Annotated in this window: 26 protein-coding genes and 1 riboswitch; of the genes, 16 read left to right on the top strand and 10 right to left on the bottom strand. The window is 69.9% G+C overall.

Annotation, left to right across the window (positions count from 1 at the left end; all coding sequences use genetic code 11):
- The first annotated feature begins 50 nt into the window (after positions 1–50).
- The 6 genes from OG885_RS13735 (at position 51) to OG885_RS13710 (ending at position 5,473) form a co-directional block, all read left to right on the top strand.
- Positions 51–359 carry a DUF2469 domain-containing protein gene (locus OG885_RS13735; protein WP_003965949.1) on the top strand — a complete coding sequence of 103 codons (309 nt, stop codon included), beginning with the start codon at positions 51–53 and terminating at the stop codon, positions 357–359.
- Between the two features lie 121 nt (positions 360–480).
- Positions 481–852 carry a YraN family protein gene (locus OG885_RS13730; protein ID WP_399965948.1) on the top strand — a complete coding sequence of 124 codons (372 nt, stop codon included), beginning with the start codon at positions 481–483 and terminating at the stop codon, positions 850–852.
- 1 nt (position 853) lies between these two features.
- Positions 854–2,479 (top strand): YifB family Mg chelatase-like AAA ATPase, encoded by a 1,626-nt coding sequence (locus OG885_RS13725; protein ID WP_405730755.1) that lies wholly within the window; start codon positions 854–856, stop codon positions 2,477–2,479.
- Positions 2,476–3,636: a DNA-processing protein DprA gene (dprA, locus tag OG885_RS13720; RefSeq protein WP_405730753.1), complete on the top strand. Its 1,161-nt coding sequence runs from the start codon at positions 2,476–2,478 to the stop codon at positions 3,634–3,636. Before OG885_RS13725 ends, dprA begins: the two co-directional genes overlap by 4 nt.
- 342 nt (positions 3,637–3,978) lie before the next feature.
- Positions 3,979–4,821, top strand: a complete 843-nt coding sequence (gene whiG / locus OG885_RS13715; RefSeq protein WP_329334218.1) for an RNA polymerase sigma factor WhiG — start codon at positions 3,979–3,981, stop codon at positions 4,819–4,821.
- A gap of 94 nt (positions 4,822–4,915) precedes the next feature.
- Positions 4,916–5,473, top strand: coding sequence for a TetR/AcrR family transcriptional regulator (locus tag OG885_RS13710; RefSeq protein WP_405742725.1), 558 nt, complete (start codon positions 4,916–4,918; stop codon positions 5,471–5,473).
- A 353-nt stretch (positions 5,474–5,826) separates the two neighbouring features.
- Here the strand turns inward: OG885_RS13710 and OG885_RS13705 are convergent, their stop codons facing one another.
- The gene (locus tag OG885_RS13705; protein WP_405730750.1) at positions 5,827–6,375 is read right to left on the bottom strand and encodes a M23 family metallopeptidase; all 549 of its coding nucleotides are present in this window, start codon (positions 6,373–6,375) and stop codon (positions 5,827–5,829) included.
- A gap of 263 nt (positions 6,376–6,638) precedes the next feature.
- Between OG885_RS13705 and rpsB the strand changes: the two genes are divergently transcribed.
- The 5 genes from rpsB (at position 6,639) to OG885_RS13680 (ending at position 11,331) form a co-directional block, all read left to right on the top strand.
- Positions 6,639–7,568, top strand: a complete 930-nt coding sequence (rpsB, locus tag OG885_RS13700; protein WP_405730748.1) for a 30S ribosomal protein S2 — start codon at positions 6,639–6,641, stop codon at positions 7,566–7,568.
- Positions 7,569–7,663: 95 nt separating this feature from the next.
- A complete protein-coding gene (gene tsf / locus OG885_RS13695) occupies positions 7,664–8,500 on the top strand; it encodes a translation elongation factor Ts (RefSeq protein ID WP_405730746.1) in 837 nt (278 codons plus the stop codon).
- A gap of 180 nt (positions 8,501–8,680) precedes the next feature.
- Positions 8,681–9,439, top strand: coding sequence for a UMP kinase (pyrH, locus tag OG885_RS13690; RefSeq protein WP_399965954.1), 759 nt, complete (start codon positions 8,681–8,683; stop codon positions 9,437–9,439).
- Between the two features lie 147 nt (positions 9,440–9,586).
- Complete coding sequence (gene frr / locus OG885_RS13685; protein WP_041821334.1) at positions 9,587–10,144, top strand: ribosome recycling factor; 558 nt, start codon at positions 9,587–9,589, stop codon at positions 10,142–10,144.
- Complete coding sequence (locus OG885_RS13680; RefSeq protein WP_405730743.1) at positions 10,144–11,331, top strand: phosphatidate cytidylyltransferase; 1,188 nt, start codon at positions 10,144–10,146, stop codon at positions 11,329–11,331. The genes frr and OG885_RS13680 overlap by 1 nt, the downstream gene beginning before the upstream one ends.
- Before the next feature lie 76 nt (positions 11,332–11,407).
- Here the strand turns inward: OG885_RS13680 and OG885_RS13675 are convergent, their stop codons facing one another.
- Positions 11,408–11,785, bottom strand: coding sequence for a hypothetical protein (locus OG885_RS13675; RefSeq protein ID WP_405730741.1), 378 nt, complete (start codon positions 11,783–11,785; stop codon positions 11,408–11,410).
- Between the two features lie 109 nt (positions 11,786–11,894).
- On the bottom strand, positions 11,895–12,668 hold the full coding sequence (locus OG885_RS13670; RefSeq protein ID WP_405730739.1) for an alpha/beta fold hydrolase: 774 nt from the start codon (positions 12,666–12,668) through the stop codon (positions 11,895–11,897).
- A gap of 127 nt (positions 12,669–12,795) precedes the next feature.
- Here OG885_RS13670 and rlmN point away from each other — a divergent pair, with 127 nt between their 5' ends.
- From rlmN to OG885_RS13650, 4 genes are all read left to right on the top strand, one after another.
- Positions 12,796–13,902: a 23S rRNA (adenine(2503)-C(2))-methyltransferase RlmN gene (rlmN, locus tag OG885_RS13665; RefSeq protein ID WP_399965959.1), complete on the top strand. Its 1,107-nt coding sequence runs from the start codon at positions 12,796–12,798 to the stop codon at positions 13,900–13,902.
- Positions 13,903–13,951: 49 nt separating this feature from the next.
- Positions 13,952–14,059, top strand: a riboswitch (TPP riboswitch).
- The gene (locus OG885_RS13660; RefSeq protein ID WP_405730736.1) at positions 14,056–15,123 is read left to right on the top strand and encodes a thiamine ABC transporter substrate binding subunit; all 1,068 of its coding nucleotides are present in this window, start codon (positions 14,056–14,058) and stop codon (positions 15,121–15,123) included. It overlaps the preceding riboswitch by 4 nt.
- A gap of 59 nt (positions 15,124–15,182) precedes the next feature.
- On the top strand, positions 15,183–16,784 hold the full coding sequence (locus OG885_RS13655; protein WP_405730734.1) for an ABC transporter permease: 1,602 nt from the start codon (positions 15,183–15,185) through the stop codon (positions 16,782–16,784).
- Complete coding sequence (locus tag OG885_RS13650; protein WP_405730732.1) at positions 16,784–17,803, top strand: ABC transporter ATP-binding protein; 1,020 nt, start codon at positions 16,784–16,786, stop codon at positions 17,801–17,803. The genes OG885_RS13655 and OG885_RS13650 overlap by 1 nt, the downstream gene beginning before the upstream one ends.
- A 338-nt stretch (positions 17,804–18,141) precedes the next feature.
- On the opposite strand, the gene OG885_RS13645 is transcribed toward OG885_RS13650, so the two are convergent.
- From OG885_RS13645 to OG885_RS13615, 7 genes are all read right to left on the bottom strand, one after another.
- Positions 18,142–18,843 carry an LAETG motif-containing sortase-dependent surface protein gene (locus OG885_RS13645; RefSeq protein ID WP_399965963.1) on the bottom strand — a complete coding sequence of 234 codons (702 nt, stop codon included), beginning with the start codon at positions 18,841–18,843 and terminating at the stop codon, positions 18,142–18,144.
- A 162-nt stretch (positions 18,844–19,005) separates the two neighbouring features.
- Positions 19,006–20,127 carry an LOG family protein gene (locus OG885_RS13640; protein WP_405730730.1) on the bottom strand — a complete coding sequence of 374 codons (1,122 nt, stop codon included), beginning with the start codon at positions 20,125–20,127 and terminating at the stop codon, positions 19,006–19,008.
- A gap of 36 nt (positions 20,128–20,163) precedes the next feature.
- Positions 20,164–20,583: a VOC family protein gene (locus tag OG885_RS13635; RefSeq protein ID WP_405730728.1), complete on the bottom strand. Its 420-nt coding sequence runs from the start codon at positions 20,581–20,583 to the stop codon at positions 20,164–20,166.
- 94 nt (positions 20,584–20,677) lie between these two features.
- On the bottom strand, positions 20,678–22,027 hold the full coding sequence (locus OG885_RS13630; RefSeq protein WP_405730726.1) for a hypothetical protein: 1,350 nt from the start codon (positions 22,025–22,027) through the stop codon (positions 20,678–20,680).
- Positions 22,009–22,758 carry an ABC transporter ATP-binding protein gene (locus tag OG885_RS13625; protein WP_399965967.1) on the bottom strand — a complete coding sequence of 250 codons (750 nt, stop codon included), beginning with the start codon at positions 22,756–22,758 and terminating at the stop codon, positions 22,009–22,011. Before OG885_RS13625 ends, OG885_RS13630 begins: the two co-directional genes overlap by 19 nt.
- A 183-nt stretch (positions 22,759–22,941) precedes the next feature.
- A complete protein-coding gene (locus OG885_RS13620; RefSeq protein ID WP_405730724.1) occupies positions 22,942–24,306 on the bottom strand; it encodes an aspartate aminotransferase family protein in 1,365 nt (454 codons plus the stop codon).
- A 19-nt stretch (positions 24,307–24,325) separates the two neighbouring features.
- Entirely contained in the window at positions 24,326–24,850 is a 525-nt protein-coding gene (locus tag OG885_RS13615; protein ID WP_399965968.1) for an Lrp/AsnC family transcriptional regulator, read from the bottom strand.
- Positions 24,851–25,021: 171 nt separating this feature from the next.
- Here OG885_RS13615 and OG885_RS13610 point away from each other — a divergent pair, with 171 nt between their 5' ends.
- The gene (locus OG885_RS13610; RefSeq protein ID WP_405730721.1) at positions 25,022–26,461 is read left to right on the top strand and encodes a gamma-aminobutyraldehyde dehydrogenase; all 1,440 of its coding nucleotides are present in this window, start codon (positions 25,022–25,024) and stop codon (positions 26,459–26,461) included.
- Positions 26,462–26,476 lie beyond the last annotated feature (15 nt).

Raw genomic sequence — 26,476 nt, 5'->3', positions numbered from 1 at the left:
ACGGGACTGGCGCACAATGGGGGGATCGCACGGCTGAAGGGGAACATGCCATGAGCGCCGAGGACCTCGAGAAGTACGAGACCGAGATGGAGCTGAAGCTCTATCGGGAGTACCGCGATGTCGTCGGTCTGTTCAAGTACGTGATCGAGACCGAGCGGCGTTTCTATCTCACCAATGACTACGAGATGCAGGTGCACTCGGTCCAGGGCGAGGTGTTCTTCGAGGTCTCGATGGCCGATGCCTGGGTCTGGGACATGTACCGACCGGCTCGGTTCGTGAAGCAGGTCCGGGTGCTCACGTTCAAGGACGTGAACATCGAGGAGCTCAACAAGAGCGACCTGGAGCTGCCGGGCGGCTGAGGGCGGCGGTAGTGGGGCCGCTCGTGTGGGTGGCTGAGTTTTCCACAGTCGCCGAGTAGTCCACCAAGATCAACAAGGGTGGCTGTTCTGCGTGACTGTTGGCGCCGGAGGTGGTGCCGACATGAACGCACGAAGTGCACTCGGCAAGTACGGCGAGACGCTGGCAGCGAGGCGGCTGGCGGAGGCCGGCATGACCGTCCTGGAGCGCAACTGGCGCTGTGGCAGGACCGGTGAGATCGACATCGTGGCGCGGGACGGAGAAGTCCTGGTCGTCTGCGAGGTGAAGACACGGCGGACGAGTGCGGCGGGTGCTTTCGAGCATCCGATGGCCGCGGTGACCCCTGAGAAGGCGGAGCGGCTGCGCGGCCTCGCCGAATGCTGGATCCATGCCCACGGAGGGGCGCCGCCGGGCGGCGTCCGCATCGACCTGGTCGGCGTCCTCCTGCCGGAGCGCGGCGCACCCGTCGTCGAGCATGCGCGAGGGGTGGCCTGAGATGGCGTTCGCGCGTACGTGCTCGGTGGCGCTGGTGGGCGTCGAGGGCGTGGTGGTGGAGGTCCAGGCCGACCTGGAGCCCGGGGTCGCGGCGTTCACGCTGGTGGGGCTGCCGGACAAGAGCCTGACCGAGAGCAAGGACCGGGTGCGGGCCGCGGTGGTCAACTCGGGCGCCGCGTGGCCGGCGAAGAAGCTCACGGTGGGGCTGAGTCCGGCGTCGGTGCCGAAGAGCGGCAGCGGGTTCGATCTCGCGATCGCGGCGGCGGTACTGGGCGCGGCCGAGCGGATCGATCCGCGGGTGCTGGCGGACATCGTGATGATCGGGGAGCTGGGGCTGGACGGGCGGGTGCGGCCGGTACGGGGCATCCTGCCGGCGGTGATCGCGGCCGCGGACGCGGGGTACGAGCAGGTGGTGGTGCCGGAGTGCGCCGCCGCCGAAGCCTCGTTGGTGCCCGGCGTCTCGGTCCTGGGCATCCGCAGTCTGCGCCAGCTGATCGCCGTGCTGGCGGACGAGCCCGTCCCGGACGAGGAGCCGGCGGAGGAGGGCCGCCCCGACCCCCTGCTCGCCGGGCTGCGGATGCCGGGCACGGGCGCGGCCACCGGTATGCACAGCCTGGGCGCCGCGCAGCAGGACCAAGGCCATGACCTCGCCGACGTCGTGGGCCAGCTCTCGGCACGCACGGCGGTGGAGGTCGCCGCCGCCGGCGGTCATCACCTCTTCCTGGAGGGGCCGCCGGGCGCCGGCAAGACGATGCTCGCGGAACGACTGCCCGCGGTGCTGCCGCGGCTGACCCGGCAGGAGTCGCTCGAGGTCACGGCGGTGCACTCGGTGGCCGGGCTCCTGCCTGCGGGCAAGCCCCTGATCGACGTCGCTCCTTACTGCGCTCCGCACCATTCGGCCACCATGCAGGCGCTCGTGGGCGGTGGTCCCGGCATCGCGCGGCCCGGGGCGGTGTCGCTCTCTCATCGAGGGGTGCTCTTTTTGGACGAGAGCCCCGAGTTCAGCAGTCAGGCGCTGGACGCGCTGCGCCAGCCTCTGGAGGCGGGGCACGTGGTGATCGCCCGCAGCGCGGGCGTGGTGCGGTTCCCGGCGAAGTTCCTCATGGTGCTCGCGGCCAACCCGTGCCCCTGTGGGCGCTTCTCCCAGACCGACGACTTCTGCGAATGCCCGCCCTCGGTGATCCGCCGGTACCAGGCCCGGCTCTCCGGCCCGCTCCTCGACCGGGTCGACCTGCGGGTCGAGGTGGACCGCGTCACGCGGGCGCAGCTGGCCCAACGTGACGCCCGGGGCGAGTCGACGGCGGTGGTCGCCGATCGGGTGCGGGCCGCCAGAGAACGCGCGGCGGCACGCCTCGCCGGTACTCCATGGGGGACCAACAGCGAAGTACCGGGCCGTGAGCTGCGCAGTCGCTGGCACGCGGTTCCGGGGGCGATGGACGCGGCCGAGCGCAGCCTTGAACGGGGTGTGCTGACGGCCCGAGGGCTCGACCGTGTCCTGCGGGTCGCCTGGACGGTCGCCGACCTCGTGGGGCACGACCGGCCCGACGCGGTCGACGTCGCCCTGGCGCTGCAACTGCGTACCGGGGTCCCCAGGGGCGTGCCCATGGCCATCGGGGCGCTGACGTGAACGGAGGCGACGATCCGGACCGTGAACTGCTCGCCCGGGTCTTCCTCAGCCGAGTCATCGAGCCCGGGGACGAGCTTGCCGGGCGGTGGGTGCGGGAGTTCGGGGTGGGGGAGGTGGTCCGGCGGTTGCGGGGCGGGCGGGAGGTGTTGCCCGGGGTGAGCGGCAAGCGGTGGGCCGGGCTGGTCGCTCGGGCGGCCCGGGCCGAGCCCCGGGGGGATCTCGCGGTCGCCGCTGAGGCCGGCGTGCGGTTCGTGTGTCCGGGCGACGGCGAGTGGCCCGGGCAGCTGGACGACCTGGGGGATACGAGGCCGCTCGGGCTGTGGGTCCGGGGGCGGCCCAGTCTGCGGATGTGGGCGTTGCGGTCGGTCGCCGTGGTCGGCGCTCGGGCGTGCACCGAGTACGGCGCCCATATGGCGGCCGACCTCGCCGCGGGCCTCGCCGAGCGCGGGTGGGTCGTCGTGTCCGGCGGCGCCTACGGCGTCGACGGGGCCGCGCATCGCGGAGCGCTCGGCGCCGGGGGCGCCACGGTCGCCGTGCTGGCCTGCGGGGTCGATCGGCCCTATCCGCGCGGACACACCGAGTTGATCACCAGGATCGCCGAACAGGGGCTGGTGGTGGGGGAGTTGCCGCCGGGAGACCATCCGACGCCGAGCAGGTTCGTGCTGCGCAACCGCGTCATCGCCGCCCTGACCAGAGGGACCGTGGTCGTCGAAGCGGCGTATCGGAGCGGCTCGCTGGTCACCGCGCGTGCGGCGCAACGGCTCGGGCGGCACACCATGGGCGTGCCCGGCCCGGCGACCAGCGCCCTCTCCGCCGGCGTCCACGAGTTGCTGCGCGGCGACGCCGAACTCGTCACCGACGCCGAGGAAGTCGTCGAGGTGGTCGGTGAGATGGGGGAGCTCGCGCCGGAGCGGAGAGGGCCGGTGCTGCCCCGTGACCTGCTGGAACCCGGCGCCCGAAGAGTCCTCGACGCGCTGCCGTCACGCCGTGCGGCGACCGCGGCCGAGGTCGGGCGGGGAGCGCAGACGACGCAGGACGAGGCGGTCGCGAGACTGTACGAGCTCCGATCACTTGGTTACGTCGAACGACACGGCGACGGCTGGAAGTTGACACGCCAGGCAGTGATCTCCGTCCGTGGTGGTCGGAGTCCGAGTTGACCGAGCGTGTTCGGCCGTCCGGGGGAACCCCTACAGCCTTGGGAATTCCCGCAGTTGAGGGTGGAGCGCGGTCACGCTGAGTTGTCGGCGTGACCCTGCGGGACGGCAAGAGGAACGTATCTGCGCACGGCCGGGGCCTCGTCCTTCGCACACCGCGACACTCCAGTCACGCTACGCTCACGGGGATTCCGGCACGGAACGGCAACTCGACCACAGATCCACATCAGAGACTCCAGATCCACCTCAGAGACTCCAGATCAGCATCAGAGCTTTCAGATCAGCATCAGACCGACAGCTCACCCAGCCATCCCCACTTCACGGCAGAACGGCACAAGGCGACGAATGCCCCAGCACACCTCCGGGTCCGACCGGGCGGCGGTCCCCCCAGCCGCCCGCGACGGTGGCAGCGTGCGGCCGCCCGCTCCCTCGACGCTCGACGAGCTGTGGCGGTCGTACAAGGCGACGGCGGACGAGCGACTGCGGGAGCAGCTGATCCTGCACTACTCACCGCTGGTGAAGTACGTGGCGGGACGGGTGAGCGTCGGTCTGCCGCCCAATGTCGAGCAGGCCGACTTCGTGTCCTCGGGTGTCTTCGGGCTCATCGACGCGATCGAGAAGTTCGACATCGACCGGGAGATCAAGTTCGAGACGTACGCGATCACCCGGATCCGGGGCGCGATGATCGACGAACTGCGGGCGCTGGACTGGATCCCGCGGTCGGTGCGGCAGAAGGCGCGCAACGTCGAGCGGGCGTACGCGACGCTGGAGGCGCGGCTGCGGCGGACGCCGAGCGAGGGTGAGGTGGCGACCGAGATGGGGATCGCCGTCGACGAACTCCACGCGGTCTTCAGCCAGTTGTCGCTGGCGAACGTGGTGGCGCTGGAGGAGCTGCTGCATGTCGGGGGTGAGGGTGGGGACCGGCTGAGTCTGATGGACACGCTGGAGGACACCGCCGCCGACAATCCGGTGGAGGTGGCCGAGGACCGGGAGCTGCGGAGGTTCCTGGCGCGGGCGATCAACACGCTGCCCGAGCGGGAGAAGACCGTGGTCACGCTCTACTACTACGAGGGGCTGACCCTCGCGGAGATCGGGAACGTGCTGGGTGTGACCGAGAGCCGGGTCAGCCAGATCCATACCAAGTCGGTGCTGCAATTGCGGGCGAAACTGGCCAGCTTCGGTCGTTGACCTGGCTGGATGGACCGAGGTGGGGTCGAGTGACTCCCGTCCGGGGCGGCGCGTCCGTAAAGTGGTGGACGTGCCAAGGATTCGAGCGGCCTCCGTGGCCGAGCACCGGTCGATGCAGCGAGCCGCCCTGCTGGACGCGGCTCGTTCGTTGCTGTCCGAGGGCGGGACGGAGGCGCTGACGTTTCCGGCTCTCGCCGAGCGGACGGGGTTGGCGCGGTCGTCGGTCTACGAGTACTTCCGGTCGCGGGCCGCGGTCGTCGAGGAGCTGTGCGAGGTCGACTTCCCGGTCTGGGCCGCGGAGGTCGCCGCGGCGATGGGCTCGGCGGAAGGGGCCGAGGCCAAGGTCGAGGCGTATGTGCGGTCGCAGTTGGCGCTGGTCGGGGACCGGCGGCACCGGGCTGTCGTCGCCATTTCCGCGAGTGAGCTCGATGCGGGGGCCCGGGAGAAGATCCGGGCCGCGCACGGGGGGCTGGTCGCGATGATCGGCGAGGCGCTGGGGGAGATGGGGCATACGGAGCCCCGGCTGGCGGCGATGTTGTTGCAGGGGGTTGTGGACGCGGCTGTGCGGAGGATCGAGCTGGGGGCGGCGGAGGATCCTGCGGCGATCACTGAGGCCGCGGTGGCGATGGCTCTGCGGGGTGTGCGGGGCTGAGGTTCGGCGGGGTTGCGGTGGCCGTTCGCGGCTGAGGTCGGCGGGGGTTGCCGCGGGGGCGTTTCGCTTGCCCGCGCTTGCGGGGTGCCGCCTGCGCCCACCCGTGCCGCCCTGCGGCACGACTGCCCGCAGTCAAGGCAGAGGGTGTTCAGTACCGGGACGCCTCAGCGGCACGACTGCCCGCCGTCAGGGCAAGGGGATGTGCAGTACCGGGCTGCCCCTGCGGCACGACTGCCCGCAGTCAGGGCAAGGGGATGTGCAGTACCGGGCTGCCCCTGCGGCACGACTGCCGCAGTCAAGGCAGAGGGGATGTCTCCAGTACCGGGCCGCCCCTGCGGCACGACTGCCCGCAGCTATGTGGGGAGCGGTACGTCCAGAACCGGTAGCAACCTTGATGGGCCCCTGCGTAGTAGCCACGGTGGTAGTAGGGACAGTGGGTTCAGGTAGGCGTCCGCCCTGCGTAGGCCCCAGTGGACGCATGGCGTCGTGCAGTGGGAGCCCGTCGGCTCCACCGTGCCCACCGTCTGTCCCGGCGTCACCTCCTCGCCCTTCTTCACCGTCGCCCGTACCGGTTCATACGTCGTGCGCAGGTCCGTGCCCGTGAGGGCGATCGAGAGCACGCCTTTTCCGGCCACCCGGCCCGCGAAGGTGACGCGGCCGGCTGCGACCGCTCGTACCGGCGTGCCCGGGGGCGCTGCCAGGTCGACGCCCCGGTGGCCTCGGGCGTAGGGCGTGGGTGGAGGTTCCCAGGTGCGTAGGACGGGTGGACGTACGCCTACCGGCCAGGCATGGGCGATGGGCGGGGCCGAAGGGGCGGCAGGCGGGGGCGGGACGGTCGGGGCCGGGGGCGTCAGGAGTGGGATCAGGAGTGCGGGCAGCAGTGCGCTGTGCAGGCGTCGCATGCCTCGAACCGTGCCTGAGCAGCTCTGATCATGGCCGGGACCTGTGGACCGTGCCCCGGTTGTGGACAGCGGCGTCACCCGGTGCCCCGCGGGTCCCGTACACTTCTTCTGGCGATCCGGGTCACCGGGTCGACTTCGCACGCCCCGGCATCGGGCTCTCGTGGCCATCGATGTCAGCGCCTTTCGGTCCCGTACGCACATGTGTACGTGGCACGGCGCGTGCCGGGCGTCAGGACATAACCGAGAAACCAAGGAGAACGGCCATGGCCGTCGTCACGATGCGGGAGCTGCTGGAAAGCGGCGTCCACTTCGGTCACCAGACCCGTCGTTGGAACCCGAAGATGAAGCGCTTCATCTTCACGGAGCGCAACGGCATCTACATCATCGACCTGCTCCAGTCGCTGTCGTACATCGACCGCGCCTACGAGTTCGTCAAGGAGACCGTCGCCCACGGCGGCACGGTCATGTTCGTCGGCACGAAGAAGCAGGCGCAGGAGGCGATCGCCGAGCAGGCGACCCGCGTCGGCATGCCCTTCGTGAACCAGCGCTGGCTGGGCGGCATGCTCACCAACTTCTCCACCGTCTACAAGCGTCTGCAGCGCCTCAAGGAGCTCGAGCAGATCGACTTCGAGGACGTCGCCGCGTCCGGTCTGACCAAGAAGGAGCTTCTCGTGCTCTCGCGCGAGAAGGCCAAGCTGGAGAAGACCCTCGGTGGTATCCGCGAGATGTCCAAGGTGCCCAGCGCCGTCTGGATCGTGGACACCAAGAAGGAGCACATCGCGGTCGGTGAGGCCCGGAAGCTCAACATCCCGGTCGTCGCCATCCTCGACACCAACTGCGACCCCGACGAGGTCGACTACAAGATCCCGGGCAACGACGACGCGATCCGCTCCGTCACCCTGCTCACCCGCGTGATCGCCGACGCCGTCGCCGAGGGCCTCATCAGCCGCTCGCGCGTCGCCACCGGCGACAAGGGTGACAAGGGCGCGGGCGAGCCGCTCGCCGCGTGGGAGCGCGACCTGCTCGAGGGCGAGAAGAAGGCCGAGGAGGCCCCGGCCGCCGAGGCTCCCGCCGCCGAGGCTGAGGCTCCCGCCGCCGCTGAGGCCGAGGCGCCCGCCGCTGAGGCCCCCGCTGCCGAGGCTGAGGCTCCGGCCGCTGCCGAGGCTCCGGCCGCCGAGGCCGAGCAGGCCTGACCCCCTCACCCCTTCGGGTCATCTGACGGCGGGGGCCCACCAGCCCCCGCCGTCGGCCCGTAGATCTTCAGACTTCGAGAGAGATTCCAGGAATCATGGCGAACTACACCGCCGCCGACGTCAAGAAGCTCCGTGAGCTCACCGGCGCCGGCATGATGGACTGCAAGAAGGCGCTGGACGAGGCCGAGGGCAACGTCGACAAGGCCGTCGAGGCGCTCCGCATCAAGGGCCAGAAGGGCGTCGCCAAGCGCGAGGGCCGCTCCGCCGAGAACGGCGCAGTGGTCTCCCTCATCGCCGACGACAACACCTCCGGTGTCCTGGTCGAGCTGAAGTGCGAGACGGACTTCGTCGCCAAGGGTGACAAGTTCCAGGCCGTCGCCCAGCAGATCGCCGAGCACGTCGCCGCCACCTCCCCGGCCGACCTCGACGCCCTGCTCGCCTCCGAGATCGAGGCCGGCAAGACCGTCCAGGCGTTCGTGGACGAGGCCAACGCCAACCTCGGCGAGAAGATCGTCCTGGACCGCTTCGCGCAGTTCGCCGACGGCTTCGTCTTCTCCTACATGCACCGCACCATGCCCGACCTGCCCCCGCAGATCGGTGTCCTGGTCGAGCTGGACAAGGCCGACGCCGACCTGGCCAAGGGCATCGCCCAGCACATCGCCGCCTTCGCGCCGAAGTGGCTCTCCAAGGAGGACGTGCCGGCCGACGTCGTCGAGTCCGAGCGCCGCGTCGCCGAGGAGACCACCCGCGCCGAGGGCAAGCCCGAGGCCGCCCTGCCGAAGATCGTCGAGGGTCGCGTCAACGGCTTCTTCAAGGACGCCACCCTGCTCGGCCAGCCCTACGCGCTGGACAACAAGAAGTCCGTCCAGAAGGTTCTGGACGAGGCCGGTGTCACCCTGAAGCGCTTCACGCGTATCAAGGTCGGCATCTGAGTCCGTACCGCGTACGACGCCGGACCCCGATAGGGTCGTAGGCAGTCGTCCGGTACGCCGCCACGCACGCGCGTGGCGGACGACAGCAGATCTGACGAGGAGGCCATTGCCGCGCATGGGATGCGAACCAGTTCCCATCGGCAATGGCCTTCTTCGTATGTGCACCATGAGGAGAATCCGATGACCACCAAGGCCCAGAAGAGCGACGACGGCAAAGTGAGCGGCCGGTTTCTGCTGAAGCTGTCCGGAGAGGCCTTCTCCGGCGGCGGGGGCCTGGGCGTGGACCCGGACGTGGTGCACAAGATCGCCCGCGAGATCGCGGCCGTCGTGCGCGACGGTGCGGAGATCGCGGTCGTCATCGGCGGCGGCAACTTCTTCCGCGGCGCCGAACTCCAGCAGCGCGGCATGGACCGCGCCCGCTCCGACTACATGGGCATGCTCGGCACCGTGATGAACTGCCTCGCCCTCCAGGACTTCCTGGAGAAGGAGGGCATCGACTCCCGCGTGCAGACCGCCATCACCATGGGCCAGGTCGCCGAGCCGTACATCCCGCTGCGCGCCGTGCGCCACCTGGAGAAGGGCCGCGTGGTCATCTTCGGTGCCGGTATGGGTATGCCGTACTTCTCCACCGACACCACCGCCGCCCAGCGCGCCCTGGAGATCGACGCCGAGGCGCTTCTCATGGGCAAGAACGGCGTGGACGGGGTCTACGACTCCGACCCGAAGAAAAACCCCGACGCGGTCAAGTTCGACTCCCTCGGCTACGGCGAGGTCATCACCCGCGACCTCAAGGTCGCCGACGCCACCGCCATCACGCTGTGCCGCGACAACAAGCTTCCGATCCTCGTCTTCGAGCTACTGACGGAGGGCAATATCGCGCGCGCCGTCAAGGGTGAGAAGATCGGCTCGCTTGTCGGTGACCAGGACAGCCGGGACTGACCCCAGTTGGACCCGGTCCCTGACCGGGGGATGGACAATGTCCTGCCGGTCGGGAACCGTGCAGGAAGAAGACGCGACGCAGCCGGCCGCCGCCCCACGCACATGGAACCGCAGCCGGGCCTACTTCAAGACACGCAGGAGCAAGTGGTGATCGAAGAGACCCTCCTCGAGGCCGAGGAGAAGATGGAGAAGGCCGTCGTGGTCGCCAAGGAGGACTTCGCCGCGATCCGCACCGGCCGTGCGCACCCGGCGATGTTCAACAAGATCGTGGCCGACTACTACGGCGCGCCGACGCCGATCAACCAGCTGGCTTCGTTCTCCGTGCCGGAGCCGCGCATGGCGGTCGTGACCCCGTTCGACAAGAGCGCGCTGCGCAACATCGAGCAGGCGATCCGCGACTCCGACCTGGGCGTCAATCCGAGCAACGACGGCAACATCATCCGAGTGGTGTTCCCCGAGCTCACCGAGGAGCGTCGCCGCGACTACATCAAGGTCGCCAAGGGCAAGGCGGAGGACTCCCGCGTGTCCATCCGCTCGGTCCGCCGCAAGGCCAAGGACGCGATCGACAAGCTCGTCAAGGACGGCGAGGTCGGCGAGGACGAGGGCCGCCGTGCGGAGAAGGAGCTCGACGACGCGACGCACAAGTACGTCGCCCAGGTGGACGAGCTCCTCAAGCACAAGGAAGCGGAGCTTCTCGAAGTCTGATGAACGACTCTTCCTGGGGCTCTCCGCCGGGGGCCGCGCCGCACGCCGGGTACTGGGGGCCCACCGACCAGGGGCCTGTCCAGGGGGCTGCCCCGGCGGGTCCCGCGTACGATGCGCCTGAGGCGCAGCACACTCGCCCCATGCCCATCGTGCCCGACGTACCCGCGTATGGCGGAGACCAGGATGACGACCCGGGGGCCGCTCGGCTGAGTGGCCCCCTGTTCCGGGACGAGACGTTCCGGGACGACACGTTTCGGAACGAGCCGTTCCGCGACGAGACCATGTCGGCGCAGCCCCGAGCGGCGGCGCCGCAGACGCAGAATCCGGAGCCCATGCCCGACGCCCCCCAGCCGGCTTCCGCGCCGCAGAAGAAGAGCGCGGGGCGTGACCTGGGCGCGGCCATAGGCGTCGGGGTCGGGCTCGGTGCGGTGATCGTCGCCTCGCTCTTCGTCGTCAAGGCCGTCTTCATCGGCGTGATAGCGGTCGCCGTGGTCGTCGGGCTGTGGGAACTGACCTCGCGTCTCGAGGAGCGCAAGGGCATCAGGGCGCCGCTCGTGCCGCTGGCGGTCGGCGGTGCGGCCATGGTCGTCGCCGGGTACGTCCGGGAGGCCGAGGGCGCGTGGGTGGCGATGGCGCTCACCGCGCTCGCGGTGCTGGTCTGGCGGATGACGGAACCGCCCGAGGGCTACCTCAAGGACGTCACCGCGGGCGTCTTCGCGGCCTTCTACGTCCCGTTCCTGGCCACGTTCGTCGCGATGATGCTCACCGCCGACGACGGCGCGCAGCGGGTGCTGACGTTCCTGCTCCTCACCGTCGTCAGCGACACCGGGGCCTACGCCGTCGGCTGGCGCTTCGGCAAGCACAAGCTCGCGCCACGCATCAGCCCCGGCAAGACCCGTGAGGGCCTGCTCGGAGCGGTGTCGTTCGCGATGGTGGCGGGCGCGCTGTGCATGCACTTCCTGATCGACGACGGCACCTGGTGGCAGGGTCTGCTGCTGGGCCTCGCGGTGGCGGCGAGCGCGACGCTCGGTGACCTCGGCGAGTCGATGATCAAGCGCGACCTGGGCATCAAGGACATGGGCACGCTGCTGCCGGGGCATGGCGGCATCATGGACCGACTGGACTCGCTGCTGCCGACCGCGCCGGTGGTGTGGCTGCTGCTGGTGCTGTTCGTCGGCTCCGGCTGAGCGACGTACGTACGGACATACAGAAGGAGCCCCCGCTCAGGCGGGGGCTCCTTCTGTTCCAGCTCCTGCTTCCTGTCTAGGGAGTGCAGACGTCCCTCAGTTCCTTCGCGGCGGCGTCGATCCGGCTGCTGTCCGGGTCGGTGTCGCCGTTCAGGACGGCCTCGTTGTAGTCCTCCAGCGCCTTCCTCAGGTCCTTGGCGGCCGTGTCGACCTTGCCGTCGTCCGTCGCGTCGTCGAGGGCGGCGAGGTTCTTCTCGACGGTGTCGATGGAGTCGCCGTCGTGGATCGCCTTGAGGCTGTCGGAGATCGTGTCGGCGTTGCCGAGACAGTCGAGCGCGTCGTCGTCGCCCTCGCACCCCGTCACCAGCCCGGCGGTCAGGGCGACGGCGGCCGCAGTGGTGGCGATGACGGTGATACGGCGGCGGTGGTTGGCTGCCCGGTTGGCTGTTGCCATGGAAACGGTCCCCTCCTGGAAGGCACATGCGCTGGATCTGTGCCGACCACGATTCCGTCGCACGGGCCTCGTCACGAGGGAGCGACCACCCGTACCGCGGTGGAGCGGGCTACACCGTCGCCTGGCCGCCGAGGAACTCCGTCAGCAGCGGCAGCACCACGGGCGTCCGCCGCAGGACGGTCATGTGGGTGGTGCCGGGCAGGACGGCCAGCCGGGCGTCGGGGATCAGCGACTGCATCTCGGCCGCGTGTTCGACGCGTACGAAGTCGGAGTCGCCGATGAGCAGAAGCACCGGTGAGGTCAGGCCGCGCAGGTCGTCCGCGGCCCAGGGCAGCGGGGCGTGGGCCGCCGCCGAGACCTTGCCGAGGAAGGTCTCGAAGTGCTCGGGGTGCGGGGCGACGGCGGCGTACCCGGCGGCCATGTCCTGGAAGTCGGCCTGCGTGGGTAGCAGCGGCGAGGTGTAGTCAGGGGCGCGGATCTCGTCCCGCATGCCGTCCTGGGTGTACGGGGCGGAGACCAGCACCAGACGGCCGACCCGGTCCGGATGCCGTACCGCGATCTCCAGCGCGGTCAGCCCGCCGAGGCTGTAGCCGAGGAAGTCCGCCTGGGGGACGCCGAGCTCGTCCAGCAGGGCGACGACGTCGGAGGCGAGGTGCGGGACGGTGAGGTCGCGATCCGTGTCAGCGGTGTGGCCGTGCCCCTGGAACTCGGGGGCGATGACCTGACGGTCGGCGGACAGAGCGGGCAGCACGGCGTCGAAGGACAGCCCGATGGTGGTGGCACCGCCGTGCAGCAGCACCAGCGGGCGGTCGTCGCCGTGGGCGGCGCCATGGATCTCGTAGTACATCTCCAGGCCGTTGACCTTGGCGTAGGGCATCGTCATCACTTTCGGTATCCGGGAGGCGGGCGTATGGCAGGAAGACCCTTCCCGCGCTGTGAAGTCATCGGTCACCCTCGGTGACGGGCGGGGGCCAGGGTCACTCCATTCGATCTGCGACACTGGTACAGCCATGCCTAAGCCCGGAGAACTTACTTTCGTCGCCCCCCGCGGAGCCAAGAAGCCGCCGCGGCACCTTGCCGATCTCACGCCCGCCGAGCGCAAGGACGTCGTGGCCGAGATCGGTGAGAAGCCGTTTCGTGCCAAGCAGCTCTCGCAGCACTACTTCGCGCGGTACGCGCACGATCCGGAGCAGTGGACGGACATTCCGGCCGGCGCTCGCGGCAAGTTGCAGGAGGCGTTGCTTCCTGAGCTGATGACCGTCGTACGGCATCTGTCGACCGACCAGGGGACCACGCGCAAGACGCTGTGGCGGCTGTTCGACGGGACGCTCGTCGAGTCGGTGCTGATGCGGTACCCGGACCGGGTGACCATGTGCATCAGCTCGCAGGCCGGGTGCGGGATGAACTGTCCCTTCTGCGCCACCGGACAGGCAGGGCTGGACCGGAATCTGTCCACCGCCGAGATCGTGCATCAGATCGTCGACGGGATGCGGGCGCTCAGGGACGGGGAGGTGCCGGGCGGGCCCGCGCGGCTCTCCAACATCGTCTTCATGGGCATGGGCGAGCCGCTCGCCAACTACAAGCGGGTCGTGCAGTCGATCCGCGCGCTCACCGACCCCGCCCCGGACGGGCTCGGGCTGTCGCAGCGAGGGATCACCGTCTCGACGGTCGGGCTGGTGCCCGCCATCCACCGGTTCGCCGACGAAGGCTTCAAGTGCCGGCTCGCCATCTCGCTGCACGCGCCCGACGACGAGCTGCGCGACACCCTCGTCCCCGTGAACACGCGGTGGAAGGTGCGCGAGGTGCTCGACGCCGGGTTCGAGTACGTCGAGAAGAGCGGGCGGCGGCTCTCGATCGAGTACGCGCTCATTCGCGACATCAACGACCAGGCCTGGCGTGGGGACCGGCTCGGACGGCTGCTGCGCGGCAAGCCCGTGCATGTGAACCTCATTCCGCTGAACCCGACCCCGGGCTCCAAGTGGACCGCCTCGCGGCCCGAGGACGAGAAGGCCTTCGTCGAGGCCATCGCCGCGCACGGTGTGGCGGTGACCGTCCGGGACACCCGGGGGCAGGAGATCGACGGGGCCTGCGGTCAGCTGGCGGCAGGCGAACGGTAGTCTGACCGTCGTAAGAACACCTTCATAGCTGTCAGAACATCTTCATATTCGTATCCGACAGGGGAGCGCCACAGCGCTGAGAGTGCGGCCATCGGGCCGCAGACCCTCTGAACCTCGCCCAGGTCATTCTGGGTAGGAAGTTCGGTCATCACCGTGAGTAGCAAGAAGTACTGTGCTGTCGTCGTCGGCCTCGGCCTGGTCGCGCTGTCCGCGTGCGGGTCGTCCGACGAGGGCACCAAGAGCGAGTCCAAGACCGTCACCCTCGTCAGCCACAACTCGTGGGCCGTGTCGAAGAGTGTCCTCGCCGCCTTCGAGAAGGAGTCCGGCTACAAGGTCAAGGTCCTGGAGGACGGCGACGCCGGGCAGGCCGTCAACAAGGCGATCCTGACCAAGGACAACCCGCAGGGCGACGTCTTCTTCGGCGTCGACAACACCCTGCTGTCCCGGGCGCTCGACAACGGGCTCTTCCAGTCGTACGAGGCGAAGGGCGCCGGCACGATCAAGGCCGGGTACCGGGTCGACGGGGACAAGGTCACGCCCATCGACACCGGCGACATCTGCCTCAACTACGACAAGGCCTGGTTCAGCAAGCACAAGCTCCAGCCGCCTACGTCGTACGACGATCTGGTCAAGCCCGCCTACAAGGACCTCCTCGTCACCGAGAACGCCTCCACCTCCTCGCCGGGGCTCGGGTTCCTGCTCGGGACCGCCGCCAAGTACGGCGACGACGGGTGGGAGGCGTACTGGACCAAGCTCAAGGCCAACGGCGTCAAGGTCGTCGACGGCTGGGAGCAGGCCTACAACGAGGAGTTCTCCGGGTCCGCCGGGGGCAAGAAGGCGAAGGCCGACCGGCCGCTCGTCGTCTCGTACGCCTCCTCGCCGCCCGCCGAGGTCATCTACGCCGACCCGAAGCCCTCGACCGCGCCGACCGGCGTCGTCGACGGCACCTGCTTCCGGCAGGTCGAGTACGCGGGACTGCTGAGCAACGCGAAGAACAGCGAGGGCGGCAAGGCGCTCATCGACTTCCTCCTGACCAAGCAGTTCCAGGAGGACATGCCGCTCAACATGTTCGTCTACCCGGTGGTCGAGGGCGCGGCCGTGCCCGCCGAGTTCACCAAGTACGGTCCCGCCGCCAAGGATCCCGAGACCATGGACCCGGCGAAGATCGCCGACAACCGTGACGACTGGGTCAAGTCGTGGACCTCGCTCGTACTGAAGTAAGCGGTACCGGAGTAAACGGTCGTCCTTCGAAGAAGGGCGCTGCGGCTCGGCTCGGCCTCATGGTCGTCCCCGTCGCGTTCTTCGCGCTCTTCTTCGCCTGGCCCGTCGCCGCGATCGTCGCGCGCGGGCTCAAGGCGGACGGGAGTTGGCAGTTCGGGCGGATCGCGGACGTGCTCGCGCAGTCCGACATCCGGCACGTCCTGTGGTTCACGACCTGGCAGGCGCTCGCCTCCACCGCGCTGACGCTCGCGGTCGCACTCCCGGGCGCGTACGTCTTCGCCCGCTACGACTTCCCCGGCAAGCAGATCCTGCGGGCCGTCGTCACCGTTCCGTTCGTGCTGCCGACGGTGGTCGTCGGTACGGCGTTCCTGGCGCTCGTCGGGCGCGGCGGGCTGCTGGACGAGTTGTGGGGCGTACGCCTGGACACCACCGTGTGGGCGATCCTGCTCGCGCACGTCTTCTTCAACTACGCCGTCGTCGTACGGACGGTGGGTGGGCTGTGGGGGCAGCTCGACCCGCGTCAGGAGGAGGCCGCGCGGATGCTCGGCGCCTCCTCTTGGCGGGCCTGGCGGAAGGTCACGCTGCCCGCGCTCGCGCCGGCCGTGGCCGCCGCCGCGCTCATGGTCTTCCTCTTCACCTTCACCTCCTTCGGGGTGGTGCAGATCCTCGGCGGGCCGACCTTCTCGACGCTCGAAGTGGAGATCTACCGGCAGACCTCGGAGATCTTCGATCTCGGTACGGCCGCGGTCCTGACGCTGGTGCAGTTCGCGGCTGTGGGCGGGATCCTCGCCGTGCACGCGTGGACGGTACGGCGCCGGGAGAGCGTGCTGCGCCTGGTCGCCCCCGCGACGACCGCCCGCCGGCCGCGCGGGGCCGGACAGTGGGCGCTCCTTGCCGGGGTGCTGGCCACGATCGCCGTGCTGCTGGTGCTGCCGCTCGCGGTCCTCGTCCAACGGTCGCTCGACGCACCGGACTTCGGCTACTACCGGGCGCTGACCTCGGCCGACGGAGGCGTGTTCCTGGTGCCACCGATCGACGCGATCGGGAATTCCCTGGAGTACGCCGTCGCCGCCACCGCCATCGCGGTGCTGATCGGCGGCCTCGCCGCGGCGGCGCTCACGCGGCGGGACGCGGGGCGGTTCGTACGGGGCTTCGACGCGCTGTTGATGCTGCCGCTGGGCGTGTCCGCGGTGACCGTCGGGTTCGGGTTCCTGATCGCCCTCGACGAGCCGCCGCTGGATCTGCGGGCGTCCTGGATCCTGGTGCCGCTCGCGCAGGCGCTGGTCGGCGTTCCCTTCGTCGTACGGACCATGCTGCCGGTGCTGCGGGCCGTCGACCAGCGGCTGCGGGAGGCGGCGGCCGTGCTCGGGGCGTCGCCGTGGCGGGTGTGGCGAGAGGTCGATCTGCCGTTGGTGCGGCGGGCGTTGCTGATCGCGGCGGGGTTCGCGTTCGCCGTGTCGCTGGGGGAGTTCGGGGCGACCGTGTTCATCGCACGGCCCGACAACCCGACGCTGCCGGTCGCGGTGGCGCGGCTGCTGGGGCGGGCCGGTGACCTCAACTACGGCCAGGCCATGGCCCTTTCGACGATTCTGATGGTGGTGTGCGCGGTGGCGTTGCTGGTCCTTGAACGGCTGCGGACCGACCGGACGGGTGAGTTCTGATGCTGCTGGCGCTGGAGGACGCGACGGTCCGCTTCGGCGGGCGGGCCGTGCTGGACGGGGTCGACCTGTCGGTCGCCGAGCACGAGATCGTGTGTGTCCTCGGGCCGAGCGGGAGCGGCAAGTCCACGCTGCTGCGGGTGGTGGCCGGGCTGCAACCCCTCGACGGAGGCCGGGTGTTGCTGGACGGGCGGGACCAGGCGGGCGTGGCCGCGCACAAGCGCGGGGTCGGGCTGATGTTCCAGGACCATCAGCTGTTCCCGCAGCGGGACGTGGGCGGGAACGTGGCGTTCGGGCTGCGGATGCACGGGGTCTCGAAGGGGGAACAGGGCGAGCGGGTGGGGGAGTTGCTCGACCTCGTGGGGCTGCCCGGGGCGGCTGGGCGGGCCGTCGCGGGACTGTCCGGGGGCGAGCAGCAGCGGGTGGCGCTTGCGCGGGCGCTCGCGCCCCGGCCGCGGTTGCTGATGCTGGACGAGCCGCTCGGGCAGCTGGATCGTTCGCTGCGGGAGCGGCTGGTCGTCGAACTGCGGGAGTTGTTCGGGAGGTTGGGGACGACCGTGCTTGCCGTTACGCATGACCAGGGGGAGGCGTTCGCGCTGGCCGACCGGGTGGTGGTGACGCGGGACGGGCGGATCGCTCAGTCCGGTACGCCGCTTGAGGTGTGGCAGCGGCCCGCCGACGAGTTCGTCGCGCGGTTCCTCGGCTTCGAGAACGTCGTCGAGGGCACGGTGAGCGGGGAGGCCGCGGACACGTCGTGGGGGAAGGTGCCGGTGCCCGAGGGGGCCGCGCAGGGGGTGCGGAGGCTGCTGGTGCGGCCGGCGGGGGTGCGGCTCGTGGATGCGGGGTTGCGGTGCGCTGTGGTCGCGCGCACGTTCAAGGGGACGCATGTCGCGGTGCGGTTGCGGCCGGAGGGGGAGGGGCCGGTGTTGGAGGCGGCGTGTGCGTTGCGGGCGGCGCCGGAGGTGGGGGACGTGGTGGGCGTCGAGTTCGATGCGGATGAGGTTGTTGTGCTGGGTGGCTGAATGGGTGCGGCTGCGCTGAGGCTGGGGTGGGCGGGGTTTCGCTCGCCCGCGCTTGCGGGGTGCCGCTGCGCCCACCCGTGCCGCCCCAGCGGCACGACTGCCCGCAGCTACGCAGGGATGCGGGTGCCGCTGCATGGGTGGGCGCCGCCCCGGCGGCACGACTGCCCGCAGCTAGGGCGGGGAGGGGTGCTGCGGTATGACTGTCCGCGGCTGGGGCGGGGAGGGGTGTTGTGGCGTGAGTGGTCGCTGCTTGGGCGGTCGGCGTGTAGCTGCGTAGAGACGCAGGTGTGGCCCGTCCTCCTCGTGGAGGGCGGGCCACAGCTTTGTGTTTGTCGTGCTTATCGGGTGCTGTTCGCTCCGCGGCGGCGCAGGCCGAAGAAGACCGCGCCTCCGCCGATGGCGACCAGGGCGACCGCGATGCCCGCGATCATGCCCGTGTTCGAGTTGGCGCCGGTCTCGGCGAGGTTGGACTCGCCGGCCGCCGAGGGGGCGCTGCTCGGGGTGGAGTCGGCGGGAGCCGTGCTCTCGCTCTCCGAGGCCGACGGGGTCGGGGACTCGGACTCCTCGGCCGGGGTGGAGGCGGACTCCGACGGCGACGGCGTGGCCGTCGGGGTCGGGGACTCCTCCGTCTTGCAGGCGGTGGCCGGGGTCGTCAGGTTCGGCTTGATGTCCTCACCCTTGATGTAAGGCTGGGCCACCACGTGAACGCGGTACTCCGCGTTGGGCTTCCAGGCCTCCTCGAAGGTGATGGTCGTGCCCTCCTTGGAGCCCTTGACCGTCTGCTCGCCGACCTTGCGGACGTCGGCGTTGTTCTCCACCAGGTACACGGAGACGGTGGCCTCGACGCCGGACTTGTCGACGTCGGTGACGTTGATGATGCCCTTGTCGCCGTCGCACTTGGCTTCGGCGGAGAACTCGTTGATGTTGCACGCCAGCGCGTTGCCGGCGGCACCGAGCGCGAGCGCGGCCGAGGCGGTGGCGACACCGAGGACACGCACGGAGCGGGCGACGGTGCGGCGGGATATGGACAGAACTGCCACGTTTGTCCTTTACGGGAAGCGCAATTGCGGGGGGTGGCAGGAGTGGTGAGGGAGCATCACGAGATGCGACTACACCATTCCCAAGAGGCTCACAGGTTTATAAGTGTGGCGTAAGTAGTGTCAACGCGTAAGCGCATCACAGGCATTGGCTTTGCCTGCTTATTAACCACCGAGACGTTTCAGCGCCGCCGGAGCCTCCTCGATTCGGTCAACGAGGGCGATTCGCGACTCCATCGAACGTTCCCGTGCAAGTGCCGTGAGCAGGGGCCAGGTCGGCAGCCGCTCGGTCCAGTGCGCCCGGTCGACGAGCACCATCGGGGTCGGCTCGCCGCGCGACTCGTAGTAGTTGGGCGTCGCGTTGTCGAAGATCTCCTGTACGGTCCCGGCGGCGCCCGGCAGGAACACCACCCCCGCGTTGGAGCGAGCCAACAGGCCGTCCTCGCGGGTGGCGTTGGCGAAGTACTTGGCGATGTGCGAGGCGAAGGGGTTCGGCGGCTCATGGCCGTAGAACCAGGTCGGGATGCCCACGGAGGAGCCGCCCCGGGGCCAGCGGGTACGGATCTCGAAGGCGGCGCGCGCCCAGTCGCTGATCGAGGGCGTGAACGACGGCGCCTTGGCGAGGAGTCGGCACGCCTCGTCGAGCATCTCGTCCTCGAAGGGGGCCCCGTACGCGCCGAGGTTGGCCGCCTCCATCGCGCCCGGACCGCCACCGGTCGCCACCGTGAGCCCGGCGCGGGTCAGTTCGCGGCCGAGGCGGGCGGCACCGGCGTACGCCTCCGTGCCGCGGGCCATCGCATGGCCGCCCATCACGCCCACGACCCTTGCGCCGCCCAGGAGTTCGTCGAGGGCGTCGGAAACGGCGTCGTCGTGCACGGCACGTAGTGTCGACGCGTATATGTCGCGGTCGGCCTTGGTGCGCTGGAACCAGGCGTACGCGAGGGCGTCGGGGGTGTGTTCGTAGCCCTTCTCCAAGCCGTCGAACAGTTCGTCCGGGGAGTAGAGATGGCCGCGGTACGGGTCGAAGGGGAGGCCGGGGACGGGCGGGAAGACCAGGGCGCCGTCCGTGCGGAGCTTCGCCGCCGCGTTCTCCCGCATGGGGCACCCGAGGAAGACGGCACCCGTGGTGTCGGTGGCGAGCAACTCCCTTGTCCGGTCGGTCAGATCGACGGCCTGGACGCGGAATCCGGCGAGGGTGCCGCGGGCCGAGACGACCGCGTCGAACTCCTCGACGGTCTCGATCTCACGGTCGTCGTGGTGTGCCGCATGGGCGGGGCTCGTCTGCACCCGCCCATGCTCGCACGCCCGGTCGCGGCCGGTGGATCAGCCCTGGACCGCCGCCGGGTCCATCCACACGACCTCCCAGGTGTGGCCGTCGGGGTCGTCGAAGGCGCGGCCGTACATGAAGCCCATGTCCTGGATCTTCGCCGAGGCGGTACCGCCCGCGGAGACGGCCTTCTCGACCAGCTCGTCCACCTTCTCGCGGCTCTCGGCACTCAGGCAGACCAGCACCTCGCTGCTCTTCGTCGCGTCCACGATCTCCTTGTCGGTGAAGGTGGCGTAGAAGGGCTTGGTCAGCAGCATCGCGACGATGGTGTCGCTGATCACGACGGAAGCCGCGTTCTCGTCGCTGAACTGGGGGTTGATCGAGTAGCCCAGCTCCGTGAAGAACTTCTTCGACGCGTCGAGGTCGTTCACGGGCAGGTTGATGAAGATCATCTGCTGGTAGGGCGTCGCGGTCATCGTGGTCTCTCCCATCGGGGTGCGTGCTGTTCGGTGGGTAGACCGGGGGCGGATCAGGAACTCATCGGCGCCCGGAGATTTTTTTCCCACGGGTTCAGTGGGTGAGGGGGAGTGCCGCCAGCTCCGCCACGATCAGGGTGAGCGGGCCGAACAGCGCCAGTACCGCGCCTGCCCGCAGGGCCGCCGCGCTGCGGAGCATCGTCGCGGGGGCGCCGAGGCGCAGGAGGGCGGCGGTGGTGTCGGCCCGGGCGTGCTTCGCCTCCACGGCCGCGGTGGCGAGCGTGGCGAGGGTGCAGCCGGTGACCAGGAGCAGGCCGAGGGTGGTGAGCGGGCCGATGTCCGGGGTGCTTGTCGTCGTGTCGTGCAGGGTGGTCATGGCGTACGTGCCGGACGCGACCGCGCAGACCACGCCGAGGGGGCGGCCGATGCGGGTGGCTTCCGCCATGAGGACGCGGCCGGCCAGGAGGCGGAGGGCGCCGGGGTGGGCGGACTGGAGGAGCCGGCCGCAGAGGTGGGTGAGGCCGGGGCCGGCGAGGGCGAGGCCCAGTGCGGTGAGGAGCCAGCCGATGAGCGTGCCGGGGGCTCCGCCGGTGAGGCCGCCTGGGAGGGGGGTGGCGTGGGTTCTGCCTGCGTAGGCCTCTACGGCTAGGCCTGCGGCCAGTACCGCGATGCCCCAGGGGAGGCCCTTTGGTGCCTCTCTGGGGAGTGGGGGGAGGGTGTTCGGGTGCAGGTCGGTGGGGGTTGCGGTAGGGGGCGTTTCGCTTGCCCGCGCTGGCGGGGCGCCGCCTGCGCCCACCCGTGCCGCCCCAGCGGCACGACTGCCCGCAGACGAGCCGGCGCGGAAGCGGCCGTAGGAACCGAACGTCTCCCTCGTGACCGACGTGCCGCGGGCTCCGAATCTGCCGTACGACCTTGTCGTCCCCGTCGGTCTGTCGTCCCTCGGGCGCATCACCCAGGCGACTGTCACCGAGGCGATCACCGGGACCAGGCCCAGGAGGGTCAGGGCCGCCGGGAGGGGCAGCGGTTCCTCCGGGGCCAGGAAGCTCGCGCCCGCGCCGTCGAAGGGCATGCCTGTCAGGTCGCCTCGGAGGTGGAGGAAGAAGAGCAGCGCCACCATCGAACCGAGCAGGCAGGACAGGGCTGTTGTCGCCGCCGAGACGGCCATCAGGCGGGCCGGGCCCAGGCCGATCGCCGCCAGGCCGGGGCGGGGGCGGGTGCCGGGGTCGGTGCGCGCGACCGCCAGGGCGAAGTAGACGGTGGCGGCCAGCGGGGTCAGGCACCAGGCCAGGCGGAGGAGGGAGCCGCGTGGGTCGTCCTGGTGGGCCATGGCGTAGCCGAGGGTGCACAGGAGGAGGAAGCCGGTGCCGGCCGCGGCCGTCGAGACCAGGAGGCGGCGCAGGTGGACGGCCGGGTGGGCGCCGCGGGTCAGACGGAGAGCGAGCACGCGGCCCCCTGGCCTGCCGGTTCCGATTCCTGGACCGGGGGAAGGTGGACCGTGTTCACCCGGCGGCCGTCGAGCAGCGAGACCGTGCGGTCGGCGAGCGCGGCCGTCTCGGCGTCGTGGGTGGCCAGGACGACGGTGATGCCGTGGGAGCGGGCCGCGGTGGTGAGGGTGCGCAGGACGTGGGCGCGGTCGGCGCGGTGCAGGGGGGCCGTCGGCTCGTCCGCGAACAGGACCGTCGGGGCGGGAGCGAGCGCCCTGGCGATGCAGGCGCGTTGGCGTTCCGGCTGGGTGAGTTCGTGGGGGCGGCTGCGGGATCTGTCGCCGATGTCCAGGCGCTCCAGCCACTCCAGGGCGGCCACCTTGGCCCGGCGGCGGCTGGTGCCGCGCAGCATCAGGGGGAGGGCGGCGTTCTCCCAGACGTTCAGCTCGGGGACCAGGGCCGGGGCCGGATCGATCCAGCCGAACCGGTCGCGGCGCAGGCGCTCGCGGGTCATCGGGCCCATGGTGTGGACCGGGACGCTGTTGAACCAGACCTCGCCGCGTTGCGCCGGGACCAGCCCCGACAGACAACTGAGCAGCGTCGTCTTGCCGCTGCCGCGCGGGCCGTTCACCGCGAGGATCTCGCCCTCGCGGACGCCGAGCGACACACCGCCGAGCGCGGGCGAGCCGTCGGGGTGCGTGAAGTGCAGGGCGCGGGCCCAGAGCACGTCGTTGTCGGGCGGGGCCTCCATGGGCGTACACCTCGTATCTGATCTGTTTTCCCTGGCGTTGGTCCCCCGAGCGGGGGAACGAAGACAGGGCCGATCGGTTACCAGGCACGCTAGGGAGCCGGGGCCGTAACCCCGGACAGCACGCGGCCCGGGGTCCACCCCTGTCACTCGGACGGGTGCACCCCGGGCTACGGCCGAACAGCTTTACAGCTTCGTCCACGCCTCGGTGAGCGTGGCGCGCAGGATCTGCTCGATCTCGTCGAAGGTCTCCTGGTTGGAGATCAGCGGCGGGGCGAGCTGGACGACCGGGTCGCCACGGTCGTCGGCGCGGCAGTACAGGCCGTTGTCGAAGAGGGCCTTGGAGAGGAAGCCGTAGAGCACGCGCTCGGTCTCCTCGTCGTTGAAGGACTCCTTCGTGGCCTTGTCCTTCACCAGCTCGATGCCGTAGAAGAAGCCGTTGCCGCGGACGTCGCCGACGATCGGCAGGTCGTGCAGCTTCTCCAGGGTCGAGCGGAACGCGCCCTCGTTGTCGAGGACGTGCTGGTTGAGGTTCTCGCGCTCGAACAGGTCGAGGTTGGCGAGGCCCACCGCGGCCGACACGGGGTGGCCGCCGAAGGTGTAGCCGTGCAGGAAGGTGTTGTCGCCCTTGTAGAACGGCTCGGCCAGACGGTCGGAGATGATGCAGGCACCGATCGGGGAGTAGCCCGAGGTCATGCCCTTGGCGCAGGTGATCATGTCCGGGACGTAGTCGAACTTGTCACAGGCGAACATCGTGCCGAGACGGCCGAAGGCGCAGATGACCTCGTCGGACACCAGGAGCACGTCGTACTTGTCGCAGATCTCGCGGACCCGCTGGAAGTAGCCGGGCGGGGGCGGGAAGCAGCCGCCCGCGTTCTGGACCGGCTCCAGGAAGACCGCGGCGACCGTGTCGGCGCCCTCGAAGAGGATCTCCTGCTCGATCTGGTCGGCGGCCCAGCGGCCGTAGGCCTCGGGGTCGTCGCCGTGGATCGGGGCGCGGTAGATGTTGGTGTTCGGCACCTTGTGCGCGCCGGGGACCAGCGGCTCGAAGGGGGCCTTCAGGCCCGGGAGGCCGGTGATGGACAGGGCGCCCTGCGGGGTGCCGTGGTAGGCGACCGCGCGGGAGATGACCTTGTACTTGGTCGGCTTGCCGGTGAGCTTGAAGTACTGCTTGGCCAGCTTCCAGGCGGTCTCGACCGCCTCGCCGCCGCCGGTGGTGAAGAAGACCTTGTTGAGGTCGCCCGGCGCGTGGTGCGCGAGCCGCTCCGCGAGCTCCACGGCCTTCGGGTGGGCGTAGGACCACACCGGGAAGAACGCCAGCTCCTGCGCCTGCTTGAAGGCCGCCTCGGCGAGCTCCACGCGGCCGTGGCCCGCCTGGACCACGAACAGGCCCGCGAGACCGTCCAGGTAGCGCTTGCCCTTGTCGTCGTAGATGTGGGTGCCCTCGCCCCGGACGATGGTGGGGACGGGCGAGTTCTCGTACGAGGACATGCGGGTGAAGTGCATCCACAGGTGGTCGTACGCGGTCTGGCTGAGGTCCTTGGAGCTCACGGTTATCGGGTCCTCACGGTTATCGGGTTCCCCACATGTAGGTCTGCTTCTTGAGCTTCAGGTAAACGAAACTCTCGGTGGAGCGCACGCCGGGGATGGCGCGGATACGTCGGTTGATGACCTCGAGGAGGTGGTCGTCGTCCTCGCAGACGATCTCCACCATCAGGTCGAAGGAGCCCGCGGTCATCACCACGTACTCGCACTCGGCCATGGAGGTCAGCGCGTCGGCCACGGACTCGACGTCGCCCTCGACATGGATGCCGACCATCGCCTGCCGGCGGAAGCCCACGGTGAGCGGGTCCGTGACGGCGACGATCTGCATCACGCCCTGGTCGAGCAGCTTCTGGACGCGCTGGCGCACGGCCGCCTCCGACAGGCCGACGGCCTTGCCGATCGCGGCGTACGGCCGGCGGCCGTCCTCCTGGAGCTGCTCGACGATGGCGAGGGAGACGGCATCCAGGTGCGGGGTGCCGTTCCTGGACTCTCGGGTGATCCGCGAGTCCCTGGGGTCTGTGCTTCGACTGGCCACGAGCTCACTGTGCACGACGTCTCGACACTTCCGCAAGGCCGTACCGATGAAATTCGTTGTTTACGTGACGGAGACCTGCGGATTTCGCAGAATCGGCGGGAGCGGGGGTGTTGAAAACGTGGGCCGGGCGATTAGGGTGGGTGTCTCAACCAATGGACAGTTCGACCCGACACAGGAGGCCGGTCAGTGAGCACCGAGCTGCGTCGTCTGCGCAACTACATCGACGGTGAGTTCCGGGACGCCGCCGACGGACGGACCACCGAAGTGGTCAACCCCGCGACGGGCGAGGCCTACGCGACCGCGCCGCTGTCCGGGCAGTCGGACGTCGACGCCGCGATGGAGGCCGCCGCGCGCGCCTTCCCCGCGTGGCGCGACACCACGCCCGCCGAGCGGCAGAAGGCCCTCCTGAAGATCGCGGACGCGTTCGAGGAGCGGGCCGAGGACCTCATCGCCGCCGAGGTGGAGAACACCGGCAAGCCGATCGGGCTCACGCGGTCCGAGGAGATCCCGCCGATGGTGGACCAGATCCGGTTCTTCGCCGGTGCGGCGCGGATGCTGGAGGGTCGTTCGGCCGGCGAGTACATGGAGGGGATGACCTCCATCATCCGCCGCGAGCCGGTGGGTGTGTGCGCGCAGGTCGCGCCGTGGAACTACCCGATGATGATGGCCGTGTGGAAGTTCGCGCCGGCTCTCGCCGCGGGCAACACGGTCGTGCTGAAGCCGTCCGACACCACCCCGGCCTCGACGGTCCTCATCGCCGAGATCATCGGTTCGATCCTGCCCAAGGGTGTCTTCAACGTCGTCACGGGCGACCGTGACACCGGGCGCCTCATGGTCGAGCACCCGACCCCCGCGATGGCCTCCATCACCGGGTCCGTGCGCGCCGGCATGTCGGTCGCGGAGTCCGCGTCCAAGGACCTCAAGCGGGTCCACCTGGAACTGGGCGGCAAGGCGCCGGTCGTCGTCTTCGAGGACTCCGACATCGCCAAGGCCGTCGAGGACATCTCCGTGGCCGGCTTCTTCAACGCGGGGCAGGACTGTACGGCGGCCACGCGCGTGCTGGTGCAGTCGTCGATCCACGACGAGTTCGTCGCCGCGCTGGCCAAGGCCGCCGCCGACACCAAGACCGGGCAGCCGGACGACGAGGACGTGCTGTTCGGCCCGCTCAACAACCCGAACCAGCTCAAGCAGGTCGCGGGGTTCATCGAGCGGCTGCCCGCCCACGCCAAGGTCGAGGCCGGCGGTCACCAGGTCGGTGAGAAGGGGTACTTCTACGCGCCGACCGTCGTGTCCGGGCTGCAGCAGGACGACGAGATCATCCAGAACGAGGTGTTCGGGCCGGTCATCACCGTCCAGTCCTTCTCGGACGAGGACCAGGCCGTGGAGTGGGCCAACGGCGTCGACTACGCGCTGGCCTCTTCCGTGTGGACCAAGGACCACGGGCGCGCGATGCGGATGTCCAAGAAGCTGGACTTCGGGTGCGTGTGGATCAACACGCACATTCCGCTGGTGGCGGAGATGCCGCACGGCGGCTTCAAGAAGTCCGGGTACGGCAAGGACCTCTCGGGTTACGGGTTCGAGGACTACACGCGGATCAAGCACGTCATGACTTCGTTGGACGCGTAGTTTTTTGCCTGCGGG

Origin of the sequence: Streptomyces sp. NBC_00028, from assembly GCF_045041065.1 — a bacterium.
Taxonomy (GTDB): domain Bacteria; phylum Actinomycetota; class Actinomycetes; order Streptomycetales; family Streptomycetaceae; genus Streptomyces.
This window is presented reverse-complemented; position numbering and strand designations above follow the sequence as displayed.